This window comes from Sphingomonas sp. 7/4-4, assembly GCF_027941955.1.
GTDB lineage: Bacteria > Pseudomonadota > Alphaproteobacteria > Sphingomonadales > Sphingomonadaceae > Sphingomonas.
In genome coordinates, this window is the sequence record NZ_CP115960.1 from 3,766,650 (window position 1) to 3,784,876 (window position 18,227).

Below are 18,227 nucleotides of genomic sequence, written 5' to 3' on the forward strand. Positions count from 1 at the left end.
AATTAACCAAGCGGAACAACCCAAGCCGAGCGTTCTGGTTCCAACAATCCGATTCTGTCCGGCTGTGCATCTTCTCCGGCCAGCGGAGGTGGCAGCCCGCGATCACGCGTTCGCTAATCCCTGGATTTGGGCTCGGTGTCGGGTGCGAACGGGTCCTTGGGTATCAGGCCCGATCGGCCCTTCTCACGAGCGCCTACCGCTGTTTTCGCACTGAAAATCTCGACACAGTGCCGGAGCTCGGCGACCGCAGCACCACTCCCCTCGAGGCTCAATTGCTCGACCGGCACCTTGCCGCGATAGATGTGAAGGGCCTTGGATGTGGCGAAATAGGAGGGGAATTTCGGCTCGAAATTCGTGACGAAACCCTGCTTCCCCTGCGACGCCATTCCGACGACCGGCTGATTGGAATAGCCGCCATTGGAGAGGCGAAAGGTCAATTTCCACCGGTCCTTCGGCTTGATCGACCAATTGGCATTCAGGACCGAGAGATGGTTGCCGCCGTCGACATCGAGGCCGAGAAGAAGCGTCGTTTCCCCGTCGCCCCCGTACGTCCGGGTCACGAAGCAACCCTCTTTATCCTTGCTCGCCGCCACGGTCCAACCGCCGACATCGCGCGCAGGATAGTCCTGAGCGGACGCAGGCGCGCCTGCGAACAGGCCTGCGAAGAGCGCGAACGGAAAGAATGCCGAGCAGAAGCTCGCCCGAAACCAGACATGGACCAGTTCACGCATTCAGCACCTATTCTCCGGGGCGTCCTATCCGATAGCGGCGCCGTTGGCCACGAACGCCGCGCGACGGCGGACGCTCCGCAACCCTTGCACGAATGACTGCGTTCGGGTCGTGGTCAGATCGACTGCGGCGCGGACAAGCAGGAGACAGATAATGGCAGTCGTTCGGCGGCCCCTGGTTTATGACGGCCCGGGCGGCCCTTTCGAAGGCGTCGCGGCATGGGACGACGCCGTCGAGGGACCGCGCCCCTGCCTGCTCGTCCTGCCCAATGTGCTCGGCCAGAAGGAAGCGGATAATCTCAAGGCCGATGCCTTGGCCGGACTGGGCTATGTCGCGCTTGCCGCCGATCTGTTCGGGCAGGGCAAGCGCACCACGCTGCAGGCCGAGGACCGCAGCCGCTACATGGACGAACTGAACGCCGATCGCGCGCTGCTCCGCGACCGCCTTGCGGCATCGCTCGCGGCGCTCACGGGCCTGTCTCAGGCCGATCCGGACAATGCGGCCGCGATCGGCTTCTGCTTCGGCGGCAAATGCGTGCTCGACATGGCGCGCGCCGGACTGGGTATCCGCGGCGGCGTGTCGTTCCACGGCATCTATGATCGGCCCGATTACGCCAGCGTCTCCCCGATCGCGGCGAAACTGCTGGTCTGCCACGGCTGGAACGATCCGATCGCCTCTCCCGACGCGACCGTCGCGCTGGCGAACGAGCTCACGAAAAGCGGCGCCGACTGGCAGCTGCATGCGTACGGCCATGCCGGCCATGCCTTCACCGATGTTAGCAGGGCTGGGCCGGGCAATATCGCCTACGAGCCGCGCGCCGATCGCCGCAGCTGGCAGGCGATGCAGGATTTTCTCGGGGAATTGTTTCGTTAGCGACCGTCCAGCGTGGTCACGGGGCCAGGTTGTCAAAGTTTCCCATCGCTGGCTGGCCCGGTATCGCCTGCTTGAGCCTGATTCGTGCACGCGCGCATCGGCGTATCGGTATCCGAGGGGACTCCCGATACCCGTTCGAACCCACCCGCCTTCTGCTTTCCGGCAGGGTCTGGCGGCATCTGCTCCGATGGAGCACCGGCCGCGGCGTCTGTCTCCGGAAGCCCGCCCGTTCGATCATTCGAATGCCATTCGAGATGCGCCAGAATGCGGGCGAGGCGCCGTAACGACACCATTGCCGATCAGCGCTCCGGGACGGTTCGCGACCGCCTCAGCGTGAGTAGGCGATTCTCGATCATCGGGCTTTCCCCGTTGTGCGCGAAGCTTGGGCTTGCGCTGGCGATCGGGCACTGCACGCGATGTCACATCTATTCGGCGCGGCCCGTCTGAAGCTGCGGACCTACAAGGAGAGCGGCCTCGTTACAACCCTGTAAGTATTGTAAAATCATGTAACATCAGTGATTTGGTTGTAGGTCCTCCGATTTCGAGCGCGTCATTCGATGTCCGTCATTTTATTGCTGCCGAGTTGAGACTTGGCGGCGGTTTCGTCTATGCCGCGCGGCGGACAAGGTGAAGGAGACGGCATGAAGGCGCGACAGGCGATCGCGGGAGCGATGCTCTTCCTTGTCGGCGCATGCACGTCTCCGCTCACCCGGGAAGGCCGACTGCCGCCCGCGGCGGCGGGGCTTGCGGACCCGACCTATGTCCTCGCCTCCATGCCGGGCGAAAGCGACGCCGCCGCCTCGGATGCCGCCGCGCTGGTTCGCTCAGCACTTGCGGCGAAAGGCTATCGCGAAACTCCCGACGGGCGGTACCGTCTCGAAATCGGCCTCGCGACCGCACCTGCGAAGCTCGCGGTAAGACGCGGCGAGGCCGCTGAACGGCCGGCGACCGTGAGCGCGCGCAACCCCGTCGTCCTGTGCCGCCCGCGACGCCACGTGCTCACGGTAGGCATGATCGATCGCACGAGCGGGGCTATACTCTTCCGCAATGCCGCCGCCGCCCAGCACTGCGGCCCTTCTCTGGAGGAAATATTGCCGCGGATGGCGCGCGCGGCCGTCAACGGCTGAGGGAACCGGCAAACTCCGGCAGCACCAGGGCGAAGCGCGACCCGTGCGGCGAGACGGGAGCATAATCGAGCCTGCCGCCATGGCGCTCGGCTACGGCCCGCACATAAGCGAGCCCCAGCCCGACGCTGCGTCCTGGCCTGGCGGCCAGAGGGCCGAAACGACCGGTGAGATCTGCCAGCCGCTCCTCGGGAATGCCGGCGCCATGGTCCTCGATCCAGGCCTCGAACATCGGGGTTCCTTCAGCGGTCGCCGCCGCGACTCCGCAGTGGACCTCGGCGTCGGCCGGGCTGAACCGCACCGCATTGTCGAGCAGGTTGAGGAAAGCCCGGGTAAGCGCATGGCGCTCACCGGCGACGCAGCAGGGCTCGCCGGAATGCACGATGATCCGCACACCCTTTTTCGATGCGAGCGGCCACAACGCGTCACTCGCCTCTCCGAGACAATCGTGAAGGTCGGTTTCCTCGGGAGCGAAGCTGGTCTCCCGAAGCCGTGCGAGCTGCACGAAATTCTCCGCCAGCTCCAGCGTTCGCCGTGCATGATAGGCGATCTTGTCCGCCACATTGCGCGTGAGCCTCTCTCCGCTGTCGGGTCCGCTCCCGGACGGGCCGTGCAACAAGGTGAGGATCGACGCCTGTGGCGAGCGCATGTCGTGGCTGAGAAACTCGAGGGCCTGTTCCCGTTCGCGCTCCACGGCGCGGATGTCGGTGATCTCGGCCAGAAGATGGATCCAGCCGCGCTGTCCGCCGTCTGCATCGGCGAGCGGCGTCCGGCGATGGGAGAAGTGCCGGCCGTCGGCCGATATCAGGTCTCTGGCTGACGGAAGGCGATAGAATGCCGCATGGAGATCGGCATCACTCGCGAGGAGAGCCTCGGCGGGCCGGTTGGCGACCAGTATTTCTCCCTCCATCGTGGTGACGACGAGCGGATCGGCCACGCCTTCGATCGTGTCCGTCACGAGCCGCTTCAGATCGCGCAGCGCGGCTATCGAACCGCTCAACGCCGCGGCATTGCGGCCGGCATGGTCGAGTGGCTGCGAGGCCGCCGCCACCGGATCGCCGAGATCGAGCGAGAGGGTCGAAAGCTCGCCGGCGATCGCCCGGTCGATCGTGTGGAGGCGTCGCCAGCCCCAGAGCGGATAGACGAACAGGACGCCGAGCAAGGCCGTCGCTGGCGGGATCCACAAGCCGGTGGTTGCGACCAGTAATACCGGCAACGCAGCGACCAGCGCGAACATCGCCAGTGCCGCGATCAAGGCGCGCGAAGGCGTGAGGCGCCAGAACAGGAGCAGGAGGAAGATTGCCGGGAACGTGCCCGCCGCCAGCCGCACCGGCAGCGATGCCTCCCGGACGAAGCGGTCGGCGAGCATGGCGCTGAGCAGGTTCGCCTGCACCTCGACGCCGGCCAGCGTTCCTGCGCCCGACACGTCGTGACGGTCCCCCAGGCCCCCGGCGGTCGCGCCGACGAGGACGAGGCGGTCGCGGATGAAGTCCGCAGGCAGGCGGCCGGCGACGAGATCGCTGAACGACACGCTGCGCCACGCGCCGGCCGGGCGATAGGGCACCAGCACCGACATTTCGTCCCGCGCCTTGGCGCGCTGCCAGGCGGGGGAGGGATGACCGAATGCCAGCCGATAGGTCTGCTCGACGAGATGGGGCCAGCTGCGTGATCCGTCATCGACCTCCAGCAGCGCGGCACGCGCCGTTCCGTCTTCCTCATGGGGAGCGCGACCTGGCCGAGCGCTCCGGCGGTTTCCGCGATCGGTGCGACCGGAGGGATCGTGTCGAAATCACGCCCGTCTTTGCCGGGGGCGTCGAAAAGCACCGGCAGCGCGACTTTCGCATGTCGCAAGGCTTGGGCGAGCGCCGCATCCTCCCCGGTGGTGCGTCCCGGTTCGGTGAACAGCACGTCATAGGCAATTGCCGCGGGCGCCGCACGGGCAAGCGTGTCGATTGCGCGGGCGTGGGTCGTGCGTGGCCATGGCCATTGGCCGAGTGCCGCGAGGCTCGCATCGTCGATCGCGACGACGAGAATTCGCTCGAAGCGGGCGGTGCGCGCAACTCGACGACGAGGTCGTAGAGCGCGTCGTCGGCCCGCGCGGTGACACCGCTGAGGGTGAGGCCCAGCGTCAGCGCCAGTACCAGCAGCGCGACTGCGCACCATTCGACCAACAGCCGCCGGAACAACCGTTATCGCCTTCGCGGTCGCGACGGATCGGTGATCGTCAGCTTCGCCGGATCGGTCCAACTTTCGGTGACTTCGCCGTCCTCGACCTGCACCAGGCCGACGCGCCAATGATAGACGCCGGGGAAGCCGTCGCAGCGTCAGCGCATCGCGCTCCAGTGCGACTTCGTCGACCAGGGGTTTGTCTTCCGACCCGTCGCGCATCAGCTGGAACCGATAGCGGCGAACACCTCCGCCCGCTCCGGACCAGCGGAACCGATAGCCTTCGTCTCCGGTCTCGACCAAAGCGTGGATCGACGCGAGCCGCCGCGTGAAGCTGTACGATTGCGCGAGACCCTCGAGACCCGAGCGGGCGATGGCCGAAACCCGGACGAACAGGTTCCCATTCGGGAGATCGTCGAGCGCGAACACGCCCTCGTCCGAGAATTGCTCCGCGATATTGTCGATGAAGCCGGCGTCCGACGCGATCAGGACGCGATAGCGTGTCGCGCCGTCGAGCTTGCTTGCGCGGAATTCCACAGCGTCCCGGGTCTGAACCGGCGCCGGATTGTCGAGCTCGGGCGCGCCCAGCAGCTTCTCGACGCGAGGCGTGCTGTTTGGATCCAGCGTTGCGCCGACGCCGCGCTCCAGGTCGACCGATGCCGCGCTCCCGGGAGCCGAGAAGGCGACGGTCCCGGCGAGGACCTCGGTTGCGGCCGTGCGGTTCGCCTCTTCGAACGAGACGCGGAATTGCGTGCCGCGCACCGCAGTCATGCTGATCGGCGTGCCGATGCGGTAACGACCCGAGGGCCGATCAAGCGGCGTGACCTTGGTCTCCAGCCGGCCCTTTTCTACGTCGATGCGATAGTCGATCGCGCCGGTGAGCAGGAACCGGCGCAATTCGCGGATCCGGACCCGACTCTGCGAGGGGATCACCACCTGCGAGCGATCGGCGAGAATGAGTGTCGCGAAGCTGTTGCCGGCCGTCGCCACCTGAGTGCCCTCGCCGATGATCGCGCCGCGTGACGGAGATATCGCGCGGCCGCCGATCGAGAGGCTGATCGTGCCGCGATAGCTGACGAGCCGGGCGGGCTCGACCGTGAAGCGGAGCCACAATCTCGGGATGAGAAGGCGCCGCCCGATCGGAAGACGCCTGGGGTTGCGGATCGCCGCGAGCTTCAGCAGCGCCCGCCACCGCCGTTCCGGCACGAGAAAGCTACGGCTCAACCGGTCGAGCGTGTCGCCGCGGCGGACGGTGTAAGCGATTATCTCGCCCGAAGGGGCGGCGATACCGGTGCAGCGGCCTGGAGCGCGACCGCAAGAAACATGTTTAACCCTCTGTCCCGAAACGCTCGATGCGATAGCCATAACCGGAAATCGCAACGATGCGGTAGCCGTTCTCCGGAGTTAGTCTGAGTTTTGTGCGGATCCTCGAAACATGCATGTCGAGCGTGCGCGTCGAGAGATCGGCTGCGCTCTGCCAGATCGTCTCGAGCAGATAGCTTCTCGACAGCGCACGATGCATGTTCTCGAACAGGGTCAGCGCCAGCTGGAACTCCTTCGCGCTGAGCGCCACTTCTTCATCGCCGATCTTCACGCGTTCGGTGAGCCGGTCGAAGGCATAGGGTCCGAACTGCAGGACCCGTTCCCGCGCAGCGCTGGGCATCGCCCGCCGCAGCACCGCCTGCACCCGGGCGACGATCACCGAGGAGGTCTCCGGCTTCACGACATAGTCGTCAGCCCCGGCGTGCAATGCGGCGGCGACGTCGTCCTTGTCGGACCGGCTGGTCAGCATGATGATCGCAGTCGCGCGGGATACTGCGTCCCGGATCGAGCGGAGCAGCTCCATTCCGGAACTGTCGGGCAGGTTCCAGTCGAGCAGGATCAGGTCGAAGGTTTGCCTGCGCAGGGCCGCCAGAAGCGCGGCGCCGGTGCGAAAGCCGGTGCAACCGTGCCCGGCAGCACCCAGCGCTGCCGAAGCGAACTCGATCACGCCTTCATCGTCGTCGACAATGGCTATCCGCATGCAAGACCCCGGTACCAGCTCAAAAGCGCTGGGCCAAAGGCGCCGCTGCCGGAGGTCGCGAAGCGGCGCGGGACCATTGTTGCGAGAAGGCCCGAACGGCGCGGGCGGCAAGCGTGTTCAGATGTCGTATATCGAGGCGGATTGCGGCAATGTCGCGCCGCCCGGTCGTGCCGCGGCCACCGGCTGCAGTGCCTGCAATTGCGGATGAACCTCGGGAAGCGATCATCGACATGCGCCGCTGCTAGCAATGGGGCGGGAGAGCGACAATCGCGCCGTTGTAAACAGTTGTAACAAATTGCGGACATTACGTTACGTCAGGGCCGCGCTGCGCCCTGTTCCCGGCACGTTGGTCCCGCCGGCGCGAAGCCGGCGGGACCGCGTGGCCCATCATGCTGTTGGCGAGCATGTGCGCTTCGCTTCCACTGCGGTCATGTGTCGGCGAAATTGGGAGATCGTCGGGCCGCAGCGCCTTTTCGAATAGCAGGTCGAAGAGGCTGTAAGGACCGGATTCTAATCAATTTACAAGAATTTACATGGACTGTTCTTGAACCGGATCAGGGTGAAGTCATCAGACTCTAGTCGTCCTGAAACCGTTCTCCCGTTTACAACTGTTTACTGGCCAGTTTCGCAGCGCGCGATAGCTTCGCCTTATGGTTCCCGCACCATCCCTTCGTCCTGACCGCGCCCGCGATGGCCTGCGGATTCTGGTCGTCGAGGATGATGATCGGATCCGTCATCAGATCGTCGACTATCTGGCAGCCGGCGGACATGCGATCGTAGAAGCCACGAGCGCGGACCACGCCTTGCAGCTTCTGGAAGGCAATGGCCGCCCGTTCGATTGCGTATTCTCGGATGTTCAGATGCCGGGCCACATGGACGGTCTCGCTTTGGCGCGGTGGATTCGGCGCAATCGCCCGGGACTCCCCGTTCTGCTCGCCTCCGGAAATGTCCGCGCCGACGACCTCGAGCCGGACCTTCGAGCAGCCGTGCCGCTGATGACCAAGCCTTATCTCGGCCATGCGATCGAGACGCATATGGCGGCGCTGATCGCGAGAAGCGCGACCTAGCTGGGTCGAATCCACGCGAACGCCGTACGGCAAATGCCCGCTTTCGTCTGCGGCGTCCGCCCGAAATATCTTGCGGACCACCGCGATCGGGCTTCTGCGCCACCGATCAGCAACGTATCCGGTTGCAATCGCTCAAAACGGCTGGGTGCGTCCGGGCTTATTGACTGGAGATCGCGTCGCCGGACCACGTCGCACCGTCCAGCGGCACGCCGGCGTTACTCGTGCGTTGAAGCGGAAGACGAGGAGTCGCCCGGTCGCCCAAAAGGTAACCAAGGCATTAGGCATGCCCATCGTCCGTTCCTTAGGGATGTCCGGCTAGGCCGTGGCATCGGATGAAGGAGTTTCGGTGATGGCACGTTTTGCAGCGATGTTCGCATGTACGCTCGGTGTGTTGGCCGCGGCTCCTGCGCAGGCGTCGGACGCCGGCGCCGAATCCACCGGCACTGTCACCATCACCGTCAACATTCCGCCGTTCGCCGCGGGACTGGCCGCGCAGGGCGAAGGGGCGGTGGGGCTGTGGACCGTCTCCACCGACAGTTCCGCGCTGATGCTCAAGCTTCCGGACACCCTTACTTCGGACAAGGCGGCCGACGCAGCGATCTTCACCAACGGCAATACCGTGCTCGACATCTCGGTCGATGCGCCGTCGAGGCTCGAGATCGTCCGCACCGGCTCGCGTGTCGATAACGGGCTGGTCCGCCAGGCGCTCAGCCTGCGTCCGCTCGACGCGGCGTTGAGCGACCCTGCGGTGCCCGTGACGATGTTCATCCGCACCCTCTGACCGGGCGTTTCACTTCGGGACGGCGTCTGTAGCGGTCCTTGACCTATACCCTTCGATATAGGACACGCCCCGGTGGGGGTGCCGTCTGCGAATGATTCGCGGGCGGTTGGGGGAGTATTGTTTCAATGCGAGTGCACATGGCTGCAGCCGGGCTTCTGCTCGGCTCGGCGGTTAGCGTCCCTGCGCATGCGCAGTTGGCGATCGATCGGCTTTGGGTCGATTTCGAGCCTGGTGCACAGCCGCGCGCGGACGTGGTGATCCGCAATGAGAGTGCAGACCGCTATTATATCTCGGTATCGCCGGTTGAAGTCGCGCATCCAGGCGGCAACGATGAATCGCGGACCGACGAGAGCGATCCCGAGAAGCTCGGACTGCTGGTCTCGCCCAATCGGCTGGTGATCGATCCGGGCGGCATGCGCTCGCTCCGGATCGTCTCGCTCAACAGCGCCCTGACTGCCGACCGGATCTATCGCGTCAAAGTCGTGCCGCAAGTGGGTGAGATCCAGGCTGGGGATCCGGGCACCGGCAATCGCGGCGTCTCGGTGAAGCTGCTCACGGCCTATGACCTGCTGGTCACGGTGCGCCCTTCCAAGGCGAAGTCCGAATTGACCGCGACCCGCACGCCCACCGGCCTGACGATCCGCAATAGCGGGAACACGAACACGCTGCTGTTCGAAGGTCAGGCCTGCAAAATCGGTGTAAAACCCGGCGCGAGCTCAGATTGCGAGGATTTGGGTGCTCGCCGTGTCTACGCGGGTAACGAATGGATCATTCCGATGAAGGATCCATCTGCTCGCGTCTATTTCAAAGAGCGGCGTCTAGCTTCTTCGGAAGCTAGAGATGTGAGCTTCTAAAACAACTTTTGGCAGTCACGTTCTAATTACTTCCGAAATCTTTGGTTTCGGGATAGTAAATACGCGAGAGAATGTTAACCAATTTTGGTAAGAGCCGTAAGTTTAAGAGAAATTTATTAAACTTCCGTTGACTCTCATTAAATCTTTATTTACCTCCCGGCGCCGGGAAGGGGGCCATGGGGGTGCCTGTCCCTAATTGAAGGGATTTCTGAATGAAGAAGATTCTTACGCTGGCCGCTCTGGCGGCCACGATCGCGGTTTCGCCCGCATTCGCTCAGGACGGCGATCTCAGCCAGACTTCGAGCCAGGCGGAAGTCGACGTGACCGCCAACATCCCGCGCATGGTTCGCATTTCGGGTCTCGAGGACCTGACCCTGAACGTCACTGCCGCGGCTCTGTCGAACGCCGGCGGCGCCCAGAACCTCGGCCAGAAGTTCTGCGTCTACTCGAACGACACGCTGCAGGGCCTCTACAAGCTCGCAGTGCTCGGCCAGGCCGGCGCCGAGCTGAACACCGGCGAGGCGAAGTATTCGCTGAACGGTCCGGAGCAGCAGACGCTCTCGTTCGCGCTGTGGACCTCGGACAACGCCAACGACGTCTATGGCGGCGGCACGCGTGCGCCGGGCGTTGCCAAGAACGGCAAGACCACTGCGGGCAACCAGCCGCGCACCACGACCACCAACTGCAGCGGCAACGACAATGCGGCGATGAACATTCGCTTCACCAACGCGCGTCTCCTCGGAGCGGTTGCGGGTACCTATACCGGCACGCTGACCTTCGTCGTCTCGCCGCTGTAAGTGAAATCCTTGGCGGGGCCGCGCTCCCGCCAGGGCTGGCACGTCTGGGGAGGGGTGCGGCGCATGATCATGACCGTTCTGGCCATTATGGCCGCATTTGCGTCTGCACCCGGTGCGGACGCCCGACCTGATCCGACTCCGGCGACGCAAGCCGGAGACGCCGCGCCCGTCGCCCAGATCCGCATATTCGCGAGCGATGGCCGTCATGGCCGTCGCAACGATCTCGTGAACGGCAGCTCGGCCACATTGTGCGTCGCGAGCACGACCGGGCGCTACCGCCTGCACGTGCTCAGCAATTCGGGCGGCGTGATGCGCGGCAGCGATGTCCGCGCCGGGCTCGCCTTCCGCGTCCGGTTCCGCGACGCCAGCGGCAGCGAGCAGGTCAAGCAGATGGACGGCGGCGAGATCGTCTTCGAAGGGCGGTCGCCCAGCCAGGCCGATTGCCGCGGCGGCGTCAATGCCTTCCTCCTCGTCGACAGCCCCGAAAGCGATATTCTGAAGAACGTCGCCGGCGAGTATGCGGATCGGCTCACGCTGTCCGTCGAACCTCTTTGAGCAAAAGGCGGCTCGCGCAGATGCGCAATCTTCACCGGACCGCCTGCCGGGCCAGCAGCTGGGCGATCGCGATATCGCTCGCCACCTCGGCAACGGCGCAGGAAGCCGCGCCCGGATCTGTGCAGGAGGCACCTGTCCCGCAGTCCGGCACCGTATTGCGAACCGGCGTTCCTGCCGGGTTCGACGATATCGACACGTCGGTCCAGACACTGTTCGATCTGACCTTCCAGGATGCGCGTGTCGGATCCTTCTCGGCGACGCTGAAGGACGGGCTCTTTTCGTTCGATGATCCCGCTGCCGTCGCCGCGGCGCTCGGCGACGCCGTCGATCGCGCGGGGCTGATCGCCTTCCTGTCGAAGCCTTTGTCCGCCAACGAGCAATTCCGCTGTCGGCCGGGGCAGAACATCGCGGTTGGCTGCGGCATCCTGCCGGCCGGCACCGCGGGCGTGATCGTCAACCTGGATTCCTTCGGCGTCACGCTCTTCGTTCCGCGCGAACTGCTAAGCACCCGGATCGTGACGGCGCGCGAACTGGGCCCGCCGATGTCGGGGCCGTCGCTGATCCAGAATGTCCGCATGTCGGCAGCGTCGGTCGACGGCGATCTCAATTATGGCGGCACCTTCTCCACGCTGGCGAGCATCGGCCGCACGGCGCTGATCGGCCAGACCACGCTCACCGACGCGACCGGCCTGCGCAGCGAAGAACTCTACGTGCAGCACATCTGGGCCGAACGCCGCGCCGCGGCGGGCCTGATGCAGGATTATCGCGCGCTGACGCTGAACAGCTATCGCATGGTGGGCGCCGAGTTCGGTTCCTTCTTCGGTACGCGGATCGATCCCAGCAACGACAGCGCGACGCCGGTCGAAGTGCTGCTGCCCAAGCGCCTGCAGGTCGAAGTCTATCGCTACGGCGTGCTCGTCCAGAGCGCACAATATGATGCCGGGTTGCAGCTGATCGACACGCGCGCGCTTCCCGACGGCACCTACAGCATCCGCATCGTCGCGCGCGACGGCAATCAGGTGGTGATCGACGAGACGCGGACCTTCTCGCGCCTCAACACGTCGCTGCCCGCCGGCAAGATCGGGTTCCGCGTGCGCGCGGGCGAACGCGTGCGCGACGACATCTTCTCGACCGGGACCTTCGGCGAGAACGGGGATTCCTGCCGCGGACCACCGGGGAGGTCGTTGTTTCCGGCGCGCTTCAGCGGCGGCTCGGGCCATCGATGATCGGTGGCGTGACGGCTACCAGCTTCGGGTCGCAATTTTTCGGCGAAGGCTCGCTGGAGGTCAGCCAGGGGATCGTCAGCGGGCTGGTCGGCGTCGGGGGCGGGTCCGGAGGGGCCTATTCGGCGTTGGTCACCGGCACGGTCCAGTTTCCGCGCATCAGCATGTTCCTCTCGGCGCGGCGGATGCACGTCGATGACGACGCCATCGCGATCGACCGGCTGGATCGGTATCAGCCCTATTTCCGGACGCAGGACAATATCTTCGGGTCCGTGCAGATGCGCGCGTTGGGCGGCTCGGTGAACCTCAGCGGCAGCTATACCCGCTCGCCGAGGCTGCCCACGCGCCATACGCTCGGCCTCCAATATACGCGCTCGATGCAGATCGCCCGGCTCGGCACGGCGATGGTCACCGCGGGCGCCTCGAAGTCGGACATCGACACGCGGTTCGGCTTCTCGATCTCGCTCTTCCGCCGAGTCGACCGGAAGACGACCGCGAGCTTCACCGGCGGCGGACAATATGTCTCGGAGACGATGCCCGGGGAGGGCGTCGGGGCTTCTCGCCGGTCGCCGGGGCCTCGCTCTCGCGCGCCGAGCAGATGGGATCGACGGAAGTGCTCGGCGAAGTCGGCGTCTCCACCGACGCCGATTCCGATCAGGCGATCGCGCGCCTGCGGGCACTGTCGAACCTCGGCACGGCCGACGTCGCTGCGCAGTGGCGGTCGCGCGCCTTCGGCGACAGCGAGCTTTCCTATCAGTTCAACGGCGAGAGCGGCTTTGCCATCGGCGGCGGGGCAGTGAAGCTCGGTCTGCGCAACCCTGCGGAATCGATGGTGCTCGTCGATCTCGGCAAAGTGCGCGCCAGGCCGGTCGAACCCGAGCTCGACGATATTCCGCCGGCTACCGCTGCGGGTCCCGACACCGGCGTGGAAGCCGCGGGGATCGCCGCGACTTCCGAGGCGGCGCCGCCGCCGCGGGTCGCCGAGGGCGGATATCGCGTGACGATCGACGGCCGGGCCCAGAGCTATGTCGGCCCCGGCGCGCGCGTCGCGCTCGGCGTCCAGCCGCTCGGCGAATATGTGGTCGGGCTCAAGCCGGAGGGCGCGCCGCAGTTCGACCTCGATGCGACCCAGCGCTCGGTCACCGTCTATCCGGGCAATGTCGTGCGCGTGCGCTTCGAGGCGCAGAAGGTCATCAGCCTGTTCGGTCAGGTGCTCGATGCGGCAGGACGTCCGCTCCGCGCCGCGCGGGTCGAGGCGGGAGCAGACGTCGCATTGGCGGACGATCGCGGATATTTCACGATCACGGCACCGGTCGATTCTGACCCTGTCGATCCGCGCGCCCGGCGGTGAACTCTGTCTTCAGCGCCCGGTCGGGACGCTCGCCGACGTCAGCCAGCCCGCCTTGCTCTATCGCTTCGGCCAGATCCGCTGCCAGTCGGGCGTGAACGCGACGGAGCGCCGCGTGCCGACGGCGGTGTCTCGCCTTGCAGCCGCCGGCCAGCGACGCGACGGCAGCCCAATCCTCGCAACCGCCCGGTGCCGTCCCCGCAGCTGCGGCTCCCGATCGCGGGGCCACCGAAGCGAGTTCAGCGACCGGTGCGTCGACGGAGACGAGTTCGGTGATCATTCCGAAGCGGGAGATCCCGATGCTGCTTGCGGTGGCGCGCGCCGATCTCGACTATCTCGACATGGTGCTGGGACGCGCTGCTACGCGCTATCTTTGACGGCTGGACGAGCCCTTGTCGGTGGGTATCGGTAGTCCGAGTCGCAATATGAAACGTCCCCCGCACCGGCCAGGGGAACCTTTACGTGGCATCAACGCTTCCGACGGCATAATGCCGGCGATACGGGCGGTAGAGGAACACGCACGCATGGATCGCCTGAGCAGCCTGCCGATCAGCCGCCGCCTGGGTGCGCGCAGCCTCGCGCTGGTGGGCAAACTGGAAGTCGGTCTGCCGCGCCTGATGATCTTCTGGGTGGTTCTGGTGAGCTTCGCCGCGGGCTTGCGGCTGGCCTATGCCGCGACGCCGATCGCCACCCCGACCGACGCGATCCGGAATGCGCTGCCCTATCTGCTCGTGATCGTGACGCCGATCGCGACGATCTTCTTCGGCCTGCGCGCTTTCCCTTCGGGCGCGTTCGTCCCCCAGCCGACCGGACGGCTCGCCCAGTTCGGCCGCTGGCGGCGCATCGACGCAGTGACCGCACGAACGCTACCCCTGTTCGGCGCCGGCGGGTTCATGGCCTCTTTGCTGATCGGCATCCTGATCAACGTGCCCTTCCGCACGTTCGAGTTCCTCGCCGGCGTGCCGGCACTGGGCGGAATGGCGCCCGACTGGTTCCGCATGCTCTACGTGATGATGTTCGTCGACCTCGTCTTCCTGTCGGGCCTCTACGCCTTCGCGTTCGTCCTCGCCTTGCGCCATGTCCCGGTCTTTCCCCGCTTTCTCGCCGGCGTGTGGGTGATCGACGTCCTGATGCAGATCTGTATCGCACGCGCGATGGCGCAGGTCGCCGATCTGCCCGGCCCGGTCGGCGCGTCGCTGGCGGACATGCTCGAGGGCAATCTGAAGAAAGTGCTGATCAGCGTCGCGATCTGGCTGCCTTATCTGCTGCTGTCGCACCGCGTGAACCTGACCTATCGCTGGCGCGTGCCTGCCTGAGCCGGGTCCACGCGGAGCTGGAGCAGCAACAGCGCAATCGCCACGGTCGCCGGAACAGCAACAGCGCAATCGCCACGGTCGCCGGAACAGCGCTTGCCGCAACCACGTACAGGAAATCGAACATCGATCCGAAGATCGCGATCGTCGAGGCGAGTTCGCAGGCAAGGAAAACCTGCACCGAGCGGCGATCACGCGCGATGACTGCGATTGCGAACGACAACAGATCGGCGAGCAAGAGATAGCGTTCGTGCATCTTCGGCAGGAGATACGGGAACGTCATCGCCGAGAGCAAAGCGATGCGCATCGTCATCATCGGATCGAGGCGCCTGCGCGCGAAGACCGCGACATAGGCGACGACCGCGATCATAGCCGCAGTATAGCCCAGCGCGAATATCGCCATCGGTTCCCGCGCATGAAATGCCGCGACCACCGCCCAGGGCCGGGCGCGGTTCCGATCGTGTTGAAATAGGCACCTTGCCGTAGATAGATCGTCGCCAGATCGGCGGCGGGCCAGCCGGCGAGCCACGCCGGCAGCATCGCCAATGCGTAGATCGCCAGCGGCAGCGGCCATTCGATCAGGCGCGACCGATGCCGCAACAGCATGACGAGCACGAACGGCGCGAGGAAGATCGCCTGCAGCTTGAAGGCAAGGCCGAGGCCGAACCAGATGAGCATCGCACGGGGCCGCGCATCAGCCGCCGACACCGTCGCCATGACACAGGCGGCAACCCAATAGCCGTCACACTGGCCGTATATCGCAGCGTTGCCCAACACGCTCGGCAACAACACCGCCAGCAGCGCCGCCTCGTTGGCGAAGGGCCGCCGGCCGATCAGCCGGCGCACCGCGAAGGCGGCGGCGAGCACCGACAATAGCGCCAGCGACTTGACGATCGCTAGAGGATTGGTGGTCACCAGCGACGCCGCGGACAAGAGGTATAGATAGGGAGGCGTGTAGTTGCTGAACGGGACGGCGAAGGCCTTGATCCGGCCGGCCGACAGGATGTGATCGATCCACGGATACAGGAATGTGTGCAGGTCCGGCGCGACGATCGGCCAGCACAGGCCGTAGACCAGAAGCGTCGAGAGCCCGATCTGGAGCGCCGCGCGCGGATTGGCGCGCACCCATTCGCGCATCCCGATCGAACCCGGCGATGGCGTGTTCATCGGCGCGGAACGGTCGCGGGGCGGTCGCGGATGTGGATCACTGCCCATTTATCGGCATATAGCCGCCGCCAGCCCGGTTCCTTGTCGAGCACGGCGACCAGTGCGTTGTCGGGCGGCAGGATCGTCCAGCCGAACTTCCAGCGGGCATCGGCCTCACGCCAGCCACGAACATCGCCTTGGGTGATCTTGTAGTAACGGGCAGTGAAATCGTCGCCGTACATGTCCGAGCGGCCATCGATGAACGGTGCGATGCCATGGAAGATGAGCAGCCCGCCGAAGCTGTATTCGTTGAAGACCGGCTGGCGCCGCAGCTCGGGCGGGACATGCCGGAGCGCGGTGATCGGCACGCCGTAGCTATCGGCTCGCTCGAACGGCGCGATCATGCGCCAGGCCGCGGTTCCGGCGAACAGCAGCAGTCCGACGATCAGGATCGGCGCAAGCGCGCGCCGCGCGGTCCAGACCTGCGGGAGTATCGCCGGGCGGGGCCGCTCCGCGCCATCGGCCCATGCCCGGCCGAGCGGCTCGGCAAGCAGGATCACGGCAAGCGTGACCAGCACCATCTGGTTGCGGATATGATCCAGCGTCAGATGCAGCGCCACGAGCAGGATCAGCAATCGCAGGACCGGAACGCGCGTCGGGCGGAAGAACAGGAAGAACAGGCCCGAGAGCAACAGGACTTCGAGCGCCGACGCCCCGCCGAACCGCGCCGGCTGCCACTCGTCGATATAGGTGAGCAGGCTCAGGACGTTGACATAGAACGGGTATAGCAGGCCGCCGATCCCGCCCGGAGTCAGCAAGGCCGCGACCAGGCATGCCACGCCGAACAGCCCCCAGTCGCGGACCACCTTCATTCGGCTTCCGGCCGGTGCAGCGACGAGCGCCTCGAGGCCGAACCCGCCGGCGAGCGCCAGCCCGAACACGAAGCTGCCATGCGCATTGGCCCAGACGAGCATCAACAATGCGAGCGCGAGCGGAGGCGCGCGCTCGCGCTCGCGCGCACGAAGCAAGGCGACCAGCCAACCGGCGAGCATCGGCAGCGCGAGCAGATGCGGGCGGGCGAGCACGGACTGCGCGAGCCCGAGCGACAGATAGAGCAGCATCAGCGCCGCTCCGCCGGGCCGCTGCCAGCGAAGCAGGTGCAGCGCGAGGATCGCATAAAGTGCCGCGGCGGCAGCGCCGAACAGCAGGATCAGCCCGCTCCAGCCGCCCCAGCGCCAGGCTGCATACATCGCCACTTCGGACAGCCATTCATGCGCCACCCAGGGCTGGCCGCGCGCGGTGAACGAAAAGGGGTCGGCCTGCGGGACGACGCCGTGCGCGACGATCCACGCGCCAGTCGCGATGTGCCAGCCGGTATCCCCGTCGGCGAGCGCCGACGACAGCACGACGACGAGGGCGAAGGCGGCAAGGCTTGCCGCAAGTACGAAGGTGATTCCGGAAAGATCAGGCCCGGTGACCTGTGGCCGTTCCATTCCGGTTCCCCCAAGGTCCTCCTAAATGGAGCCCCTCCATCCACGAATCACTCTATCGCCCGAGTCGCTCCGGACAAAGCCGAATCTGGTTAATTGTGGAAAACGGACAGTAACTTGGGAGTTATCGGATAAAAAAGACCTAAGTATATGACCTGAGCGGTCCATGAATATGTATGTCAAAGGATATAACAATTATAACCCTTGTCTCGAATGGCACATTTTTTCAGCAATTCTGGATGGTTAACCGAATGTGTCTACTATGGACATAATACAGGCTATATAGTTGTTTTTACAGGATATATTTTATCATAGTTAATACGGATTAGCGTTAAACTACTGATAATAAACATTAAATAAACCCTTATTGACTTGGTTGTCGCTTGGGTTCCCTGTCGGACTGCAATCCAGGCGTATCGGGCCTTTCGGAGCTTTCGGATGCTCCGGCGCAGCTGGCGAAAAGACCAGCATCAATCGCTCCTGACGTCGCCTCGAGATGAGCAACAGGCCGGGGGCCTTCTTCCGGCGGGGTTTGGGGAATTGTGATGACGACGATCAAGAACCTTCTGATGGACACCAGCGGCGCCTCGGCGGCCGAATATGCACTTATCCTGGCGATCGTGGGCACCGGCATCGCCGTGGCCGCCTTCACGCTCGGCGGCTCGATCAGCAACGCCATGAACAAGGCGTCGAACTGCATCACCCGCACGCCGAGCGCCACGGCCTGCTGATCCCGAC

General features: G+C 65.2%; 19 protein-coding genes and 2 pseudogenes. 12 read left to right on the forward strand and 9 right to left on the reverse strand.

Going from position 1 to position 18,227, the window contains the following annotated elements; translation table 11 throughout:
• Positions 1 to 113: 113 nt before the first annotated feature.
• Positions 114 to 593, reverse strand: coding sequence for a hypothetical protein (locus PIB19_RS19325; protein WP_271238638.1), 480 nt, complete (start codon positions 591 to 593; stop codon positions 114 to 116).
• 289 nt (positions 594 to 882) lie between these two features.
• Between PIB19_RS19325 and PIB19_RS19330 the strand changes: the two genes are divergently transcribed.
• Both PIB19_RS19330 and PIB19_RS19335 read left to right on the forward strand, forming a co-directional pair.
• Positions 883 to 1,602 (forward strand): dienelactone hydrolase family protein, encoded by a 720-nt coding sequence (locus PIB19_RS19330; RefSeq protein WP_271238639.1) that lies wholly within the window; start codon positions 883 to 885, stop codon positions 1,600 to 1,602.
• Positions 1,603 to 2,243: 641 nt separating this feature from the next.
• Positions 2,244 to 2,729: a hypothetical protein gene (locus PIB19_RS19335; protein ID WP_271238640.1), complete on the forward strand. Its 486-nt coding sequence runs from the start codon at positions 2,244 to 2,246 to the stop codon at positions 2,727 to 2,729.
• Here the strand turns inward: PIB19_RS19335 and PIB19_RS19340 are convergent.
• Both PIB19_RS19340 and PIB19_RS23805 read right to left on the reverse strand, forming a co-directional pair.
• Positions 2,719 to 4,416: an ATP-binding protein gene (locus PIB19_RS19340; protein ID WP_336297345.1), complete on the reverse strand. Its 1,698-nt coding sequence runs from the start codon at positions 4,414 to 4,416 to the stop codon at positions 2,719 to 2,721. The genes PIB19_RS19335 and PIB19_RS19340 overlap by 11 nt on opposite strands.
• Positions 4,417 to 4,583: 167 nt before the next feature.
• Positions 4,584 to 4,889, reverse strand: a pseudogene (locus PIB19_RS23805) (CHASE2 domain-containing protein); the annotation flags it as partial.
• Here PIB19_RS23805 and PIB19_RS19350 point away from each other — a divergent pair.
• The gene (locus tag PIB19_RS19350) at positions 4,842 to 5,024 is read left to right on the forward strand and encodes a hypothetical protein (RefSeq protein WP_271238642.1); all 183 of its coding nucleotides are present in this window, start codon (positions 4,842 to 4,844) and stop codon (positions 5,022 to 5,024) included. The pseudogene PIB19_RS23805 and the gene PIB19_RS19350 overlap by 48 nt on opposite strands.
• A gap of 612 nt (positions 5,025 to 5,636) precedes the next feature.
• On the opposite strand, the pseudogene PIB19_RS23810 reads toward PIB19_RS19350, so the two are convergent.
• The 3 genes and pseudogenes from PIB19_RS23810 to PIB19_RS19365 all read right to left on the reverse strand — a co-directional run.
• A pseudogene (locus PIB19_RS23810) lies at positions 5,637 to 6,257 on the reverse strand (FecR domain-containing protein); the annotation flags it as partial.
• Positions 6,220 to 6,915, reverse strand: coding sequence for a response regulator transcription factor (locus tag PIB19_RS19360; RefSeq protein ID WP_271238644.1), 696 nt, complete (start codon positions 6,913 to 6,915; stop codon positions 6,220 to 6,222). The pseudogene PIB19_RS23810 and the gene PIB19_RS19360, both read right to left, overlap by 38 nt.
• Before the next feature lie 602 nt (positions 6,916 to 7,517).
• Positions 7,518 to 8,063, reverse strand: a complete 546-nt coding sequence (locus tag PIB19_RS19365; protein ID WP_271238645.1) for a hypothetical protein — start codon at positions 8,061 to 8,063, stop codon at positions 7,518 to 7,520.
• Positions 8,064 to 8,331: 268 nt separating this feature from the next.
• On the opposite strand from PIB19_RS19365, the gene PIB19_RS19370 reads away from it, so the two are divergent.
• The 8 genes from PIB19_RS19370 (at position 8,332) to PIB19_RS19405 (ending at position 14,856) form a co-directional block, all read left to right on the forward strand.
• Positions 8,332 to 8,763, forward strand: a complete 432-nt coding sequence (locus PIB19_RS19370) for a hypothetical protein (RefSeq protein WP_271238646.1) — start codon at positions 8,332 to 8,334, stop codon at positions 8,761 to 8,763.
• A 137-nt stretch (positions 8,764 to 8,900) separates the two neighbouring features.
• The gene (locus PIB19_RS19375) at positions 8,901 to 9,617 is read left to right on the forward strand and encodes a fimbrial biogenesis chaperone (protein WP_271238647.1); all 717 of its coding nucleotides are present in this window, start codon (positions 8,901 to 8,903) and stop codon (positions 9,615 to 9,617) included.
• 212 nt (positions 9,618 to 9,829) lie between these two features.
• Positions 9,830 to 10,414 (forward strand): hypothetical protein, encoded by a 585-nt coding sequence (locus PIB19_RS19380; RefSeq protein ID WP_271238648.1) that lies wholly within the window; start codon positions 9,830 to 9,832, stop codon positions 10,412 to 10,414.
• 63 nt (positions 10,415 to 10,477) lie between these two features.
• Positions 10,478 to 10,969, forward strand: coding sequence for a hypothetical protein (locus tag PIB19_RS19385; protein WP_271238649.1), 492 nt, complete (start codon positions 10,478 to 10,480; stop codon positions 10,967 to 10,969).
• Between the two features lie 20 nt (positions 10,970 to 10,989).
• Positions 10,990 to 12,195 carry a TcfC E-set like domain-containing protein gene (locus PIB19_RS19390; protein WP_271238650.1) on the forward strand — a complete coding sequence of 402 codons (1,206 nt, stop codon included), beginning with the start codon at positions 10,990 to 10,992 and terminating at the stop codon, positions 12,193 to 12,195.
• The gene (locus PIB19_RS19395; RefSeq protein ID WP_271238651.1) at positions 12,192 to 12,992 is read left to right on the forward strand and encodes a hypothetical protein; all 801 of its coding nucleotides are present in this window, start codon (positions 12,192 to 12,194) and stop codon (positions 12,990 to 12,992) included. Before PIB19_RS19390 ends, PIB19_RS19395 begins: the two co-directional genes overlap by 4 nt.
• Positions 12,989 to 13,543 carry a CS1-pili formation C-terminal domain-containing protein gene (locus tag PIB19_RS19400; protein WP_271238652.1) on the forward strand — a complete coding sequence of 185 codons (555 nt, stop codon included), beginning with the start codon at positions 12,989 to 12,991 and terminating at the stop codon, positions 13,541 to 13,543. The genes PIB19_RS19395 and PIB19_RS19400 overlap by 4 nt, the downstream gene beginning before the upstream one ends.
• Positions 13,544 to 14,064: 521 nt before the next feature.
• Positions 14,065 to 14,856 carry a DUF2569 family protein gene (locus PIB19_RS19405; protein WP_271238653.1) on the forward strand — a complete coding sequence of 264 codons (792 nt, stop codon included), beginning with the start codon at positions 14,065 to 14,067 and terminating at the stop codon, positions 14,854 to 14,856.
• On the opposite strand, the gene PIB19_RS19410 is transcribed toward PIB19_RS19405, so the two are convergent.
• From PIB19_RS19410 to PIB19_RS19420, 3 genes are read right to left on the reverse strand one after another with little or no spacing between them, the layout of a single operon-like run.
• Complete coding sequence (locus tag PIB19_RS19410) at positions 14,777 to 15,223, reverse strand: hypothetical protein (RefSeq protein ID WP_271238654.1); 447 nt, start codon at positions 15,221 to 15,223, stop codon at positions 14,777 to 14,779. The genes PIB19_RS19405 and PIB19_RS19410 overlap by 80 nt on opposite strands.
• Positions 15,220 to 16,020 carry a hypothetical protein gene (locus tag PIB19_RS19415; protein ID WP_271238655.1) on the reverse strand — a complete coding sequence of 267 codons (801 nt, stop codon included), beginning with the start codon at positions 16,018 to 16,020 and terminating at the stop codon, positions 15,220 to 15,222. Before PIB19_RS19415 ends, PIB19_RS19410 begins: the two co-directional genes overlap by 4 nt.
• Complete coding sequence (locus tag PIB19_RS19420) at positions 16,017 to 17,492, reverse strand: hypothetical protein (RefSeq protein ID WP_271238656.1); 1,476 nt, start codon at positions 17,490 to 17,492, stop codon at positions 16,017 to 16,019. The genes PIB19_RS19415 and PIB19_RS19420 overlap by 4 nt, the downstream gene beginning before the upstream one ends.
• A gap of 542 nt (positions 17,493 to 18,034) precedes the next feature.
• On the opposite strand from PIB19_RS19420, the gene PIB19_RS19425 reads away from it, so the two are divergent.
• On the forward strand, positions 18,035 to 18,220 hold the full coding sequence (locus tag PIB19_RS19425) for a Flp family type IVb pilin (protein ID WP_271238657.1): 186 nt from the start codon (positions 18,035 to 18,037) through the stop codon (positions 18,218 to 18,220).
• Positions 18,221 to 18,227: the final 7 nt, after the last annotated feature.

Excerpts from the sequence above, each read along its gene's own strand:
- PIB19_RS19330 (WP_271238639.1), top strand. The coding sequence starts at position 883 with ATGGCAGTCGTTCGGCGGCCCCTGGTTTATGACGGCCCGGGCGGCCCT.
- PIB19_RS19335 (WP_271238640.1), top strand. The coding sequence starts at position 2,244 with ATGAAGGCGCGACAGGCGATCGCGGGAGCGATGCTCTTCCTTGTCGGC.
- PIB19_RS19360 (WP_271238644.1), bottom strand. The coding sequence starts at position 6,915 with ATGCGGATAGCCATTGTCGACGACGATGAAGGCGTGATCGAGTTCGCT.
- PIB19_RS19370 (WP_271238646.1), top strand. The coding sequence starts at position 8,332 with ATGGCACGTTTTGCAGCGATGTTCGCATGTACGCTCGGTGTGTTGGCC.
- PIB19_RS19375 (WP_271238647.1), top strand. The coding sequence starts at position 8,901 with ATGGCTGCAGCCGGGCTTCTGCTCGGCTCGGCGGTTAGCGTCCCTGCG.
- PIB19_RS19380 (WP_271238648.1), top strand. The coding sequence starts at position 9,830 with ATGAAGAAGATTCTTACGCTGGCCGCTCTGGCGGCCACGATCGCGGTT.
- PIB19_RS19385 (WP_271238649.1), top strand. The coding sequence starts at position 10,478 with ATGATCATGACCGTTCTGGCCATTATGGCCGCATTTGCGTCTGCACCC.
- PIB19_RS19390 (WP_271238650.1), top strand. The coding sequence starts at position 10,990 with ATGCGCAATCTTCACCGGACCGCCTGCCGGGCCAGCAGCTGGGCGATC.
- PIB19_RS19395 (WP_271238651.1), top strand. The coding sequence starts at position 12,192 with ATGATCGGTGGCGTGACGGCTACCAGCTTCGGGTCGCAATTTTTCGGC.
- PIB19_RS19405 (WP_271238653.1), top strand. The coding sequence starts at position 14,065 with ATGGATCGCCTGAGCAGCCTGCCGATCAGCCGCCGCCTGGGTGCGCGC.
- PIB19_RS19410 (WP_271238654.1), bottom strand. The coding sequence starts at position 15,223 with ATGATCGCGGTCGTCGCCTATGTCGCGGTCTTCGCGCGCAGGCGCCTC.
- PIB19_RS19415 (WP_271238655.1), bottom strand. The coding sequence starts at position 16,020 with ATGAACACGCCATCGCCGGGTTCGATCGGGATGCGCGAATGGGTGCGC.
- PIB19_RS19420 (WP_271238656.1), bottom strand. The coding sequence starts at position 17,492 with ATGGAACGGCCACAGGTCACCGGGCCTGATCTTTCCGGAATCACCTTC.
- PIB19_RS19425 (WP_271238657.1), top strand. The coding sequence starts at position 18,035 with ATGACGACGATCAAGAACCTTCTGATGGACACCAGCGGCGCCTCGGCG.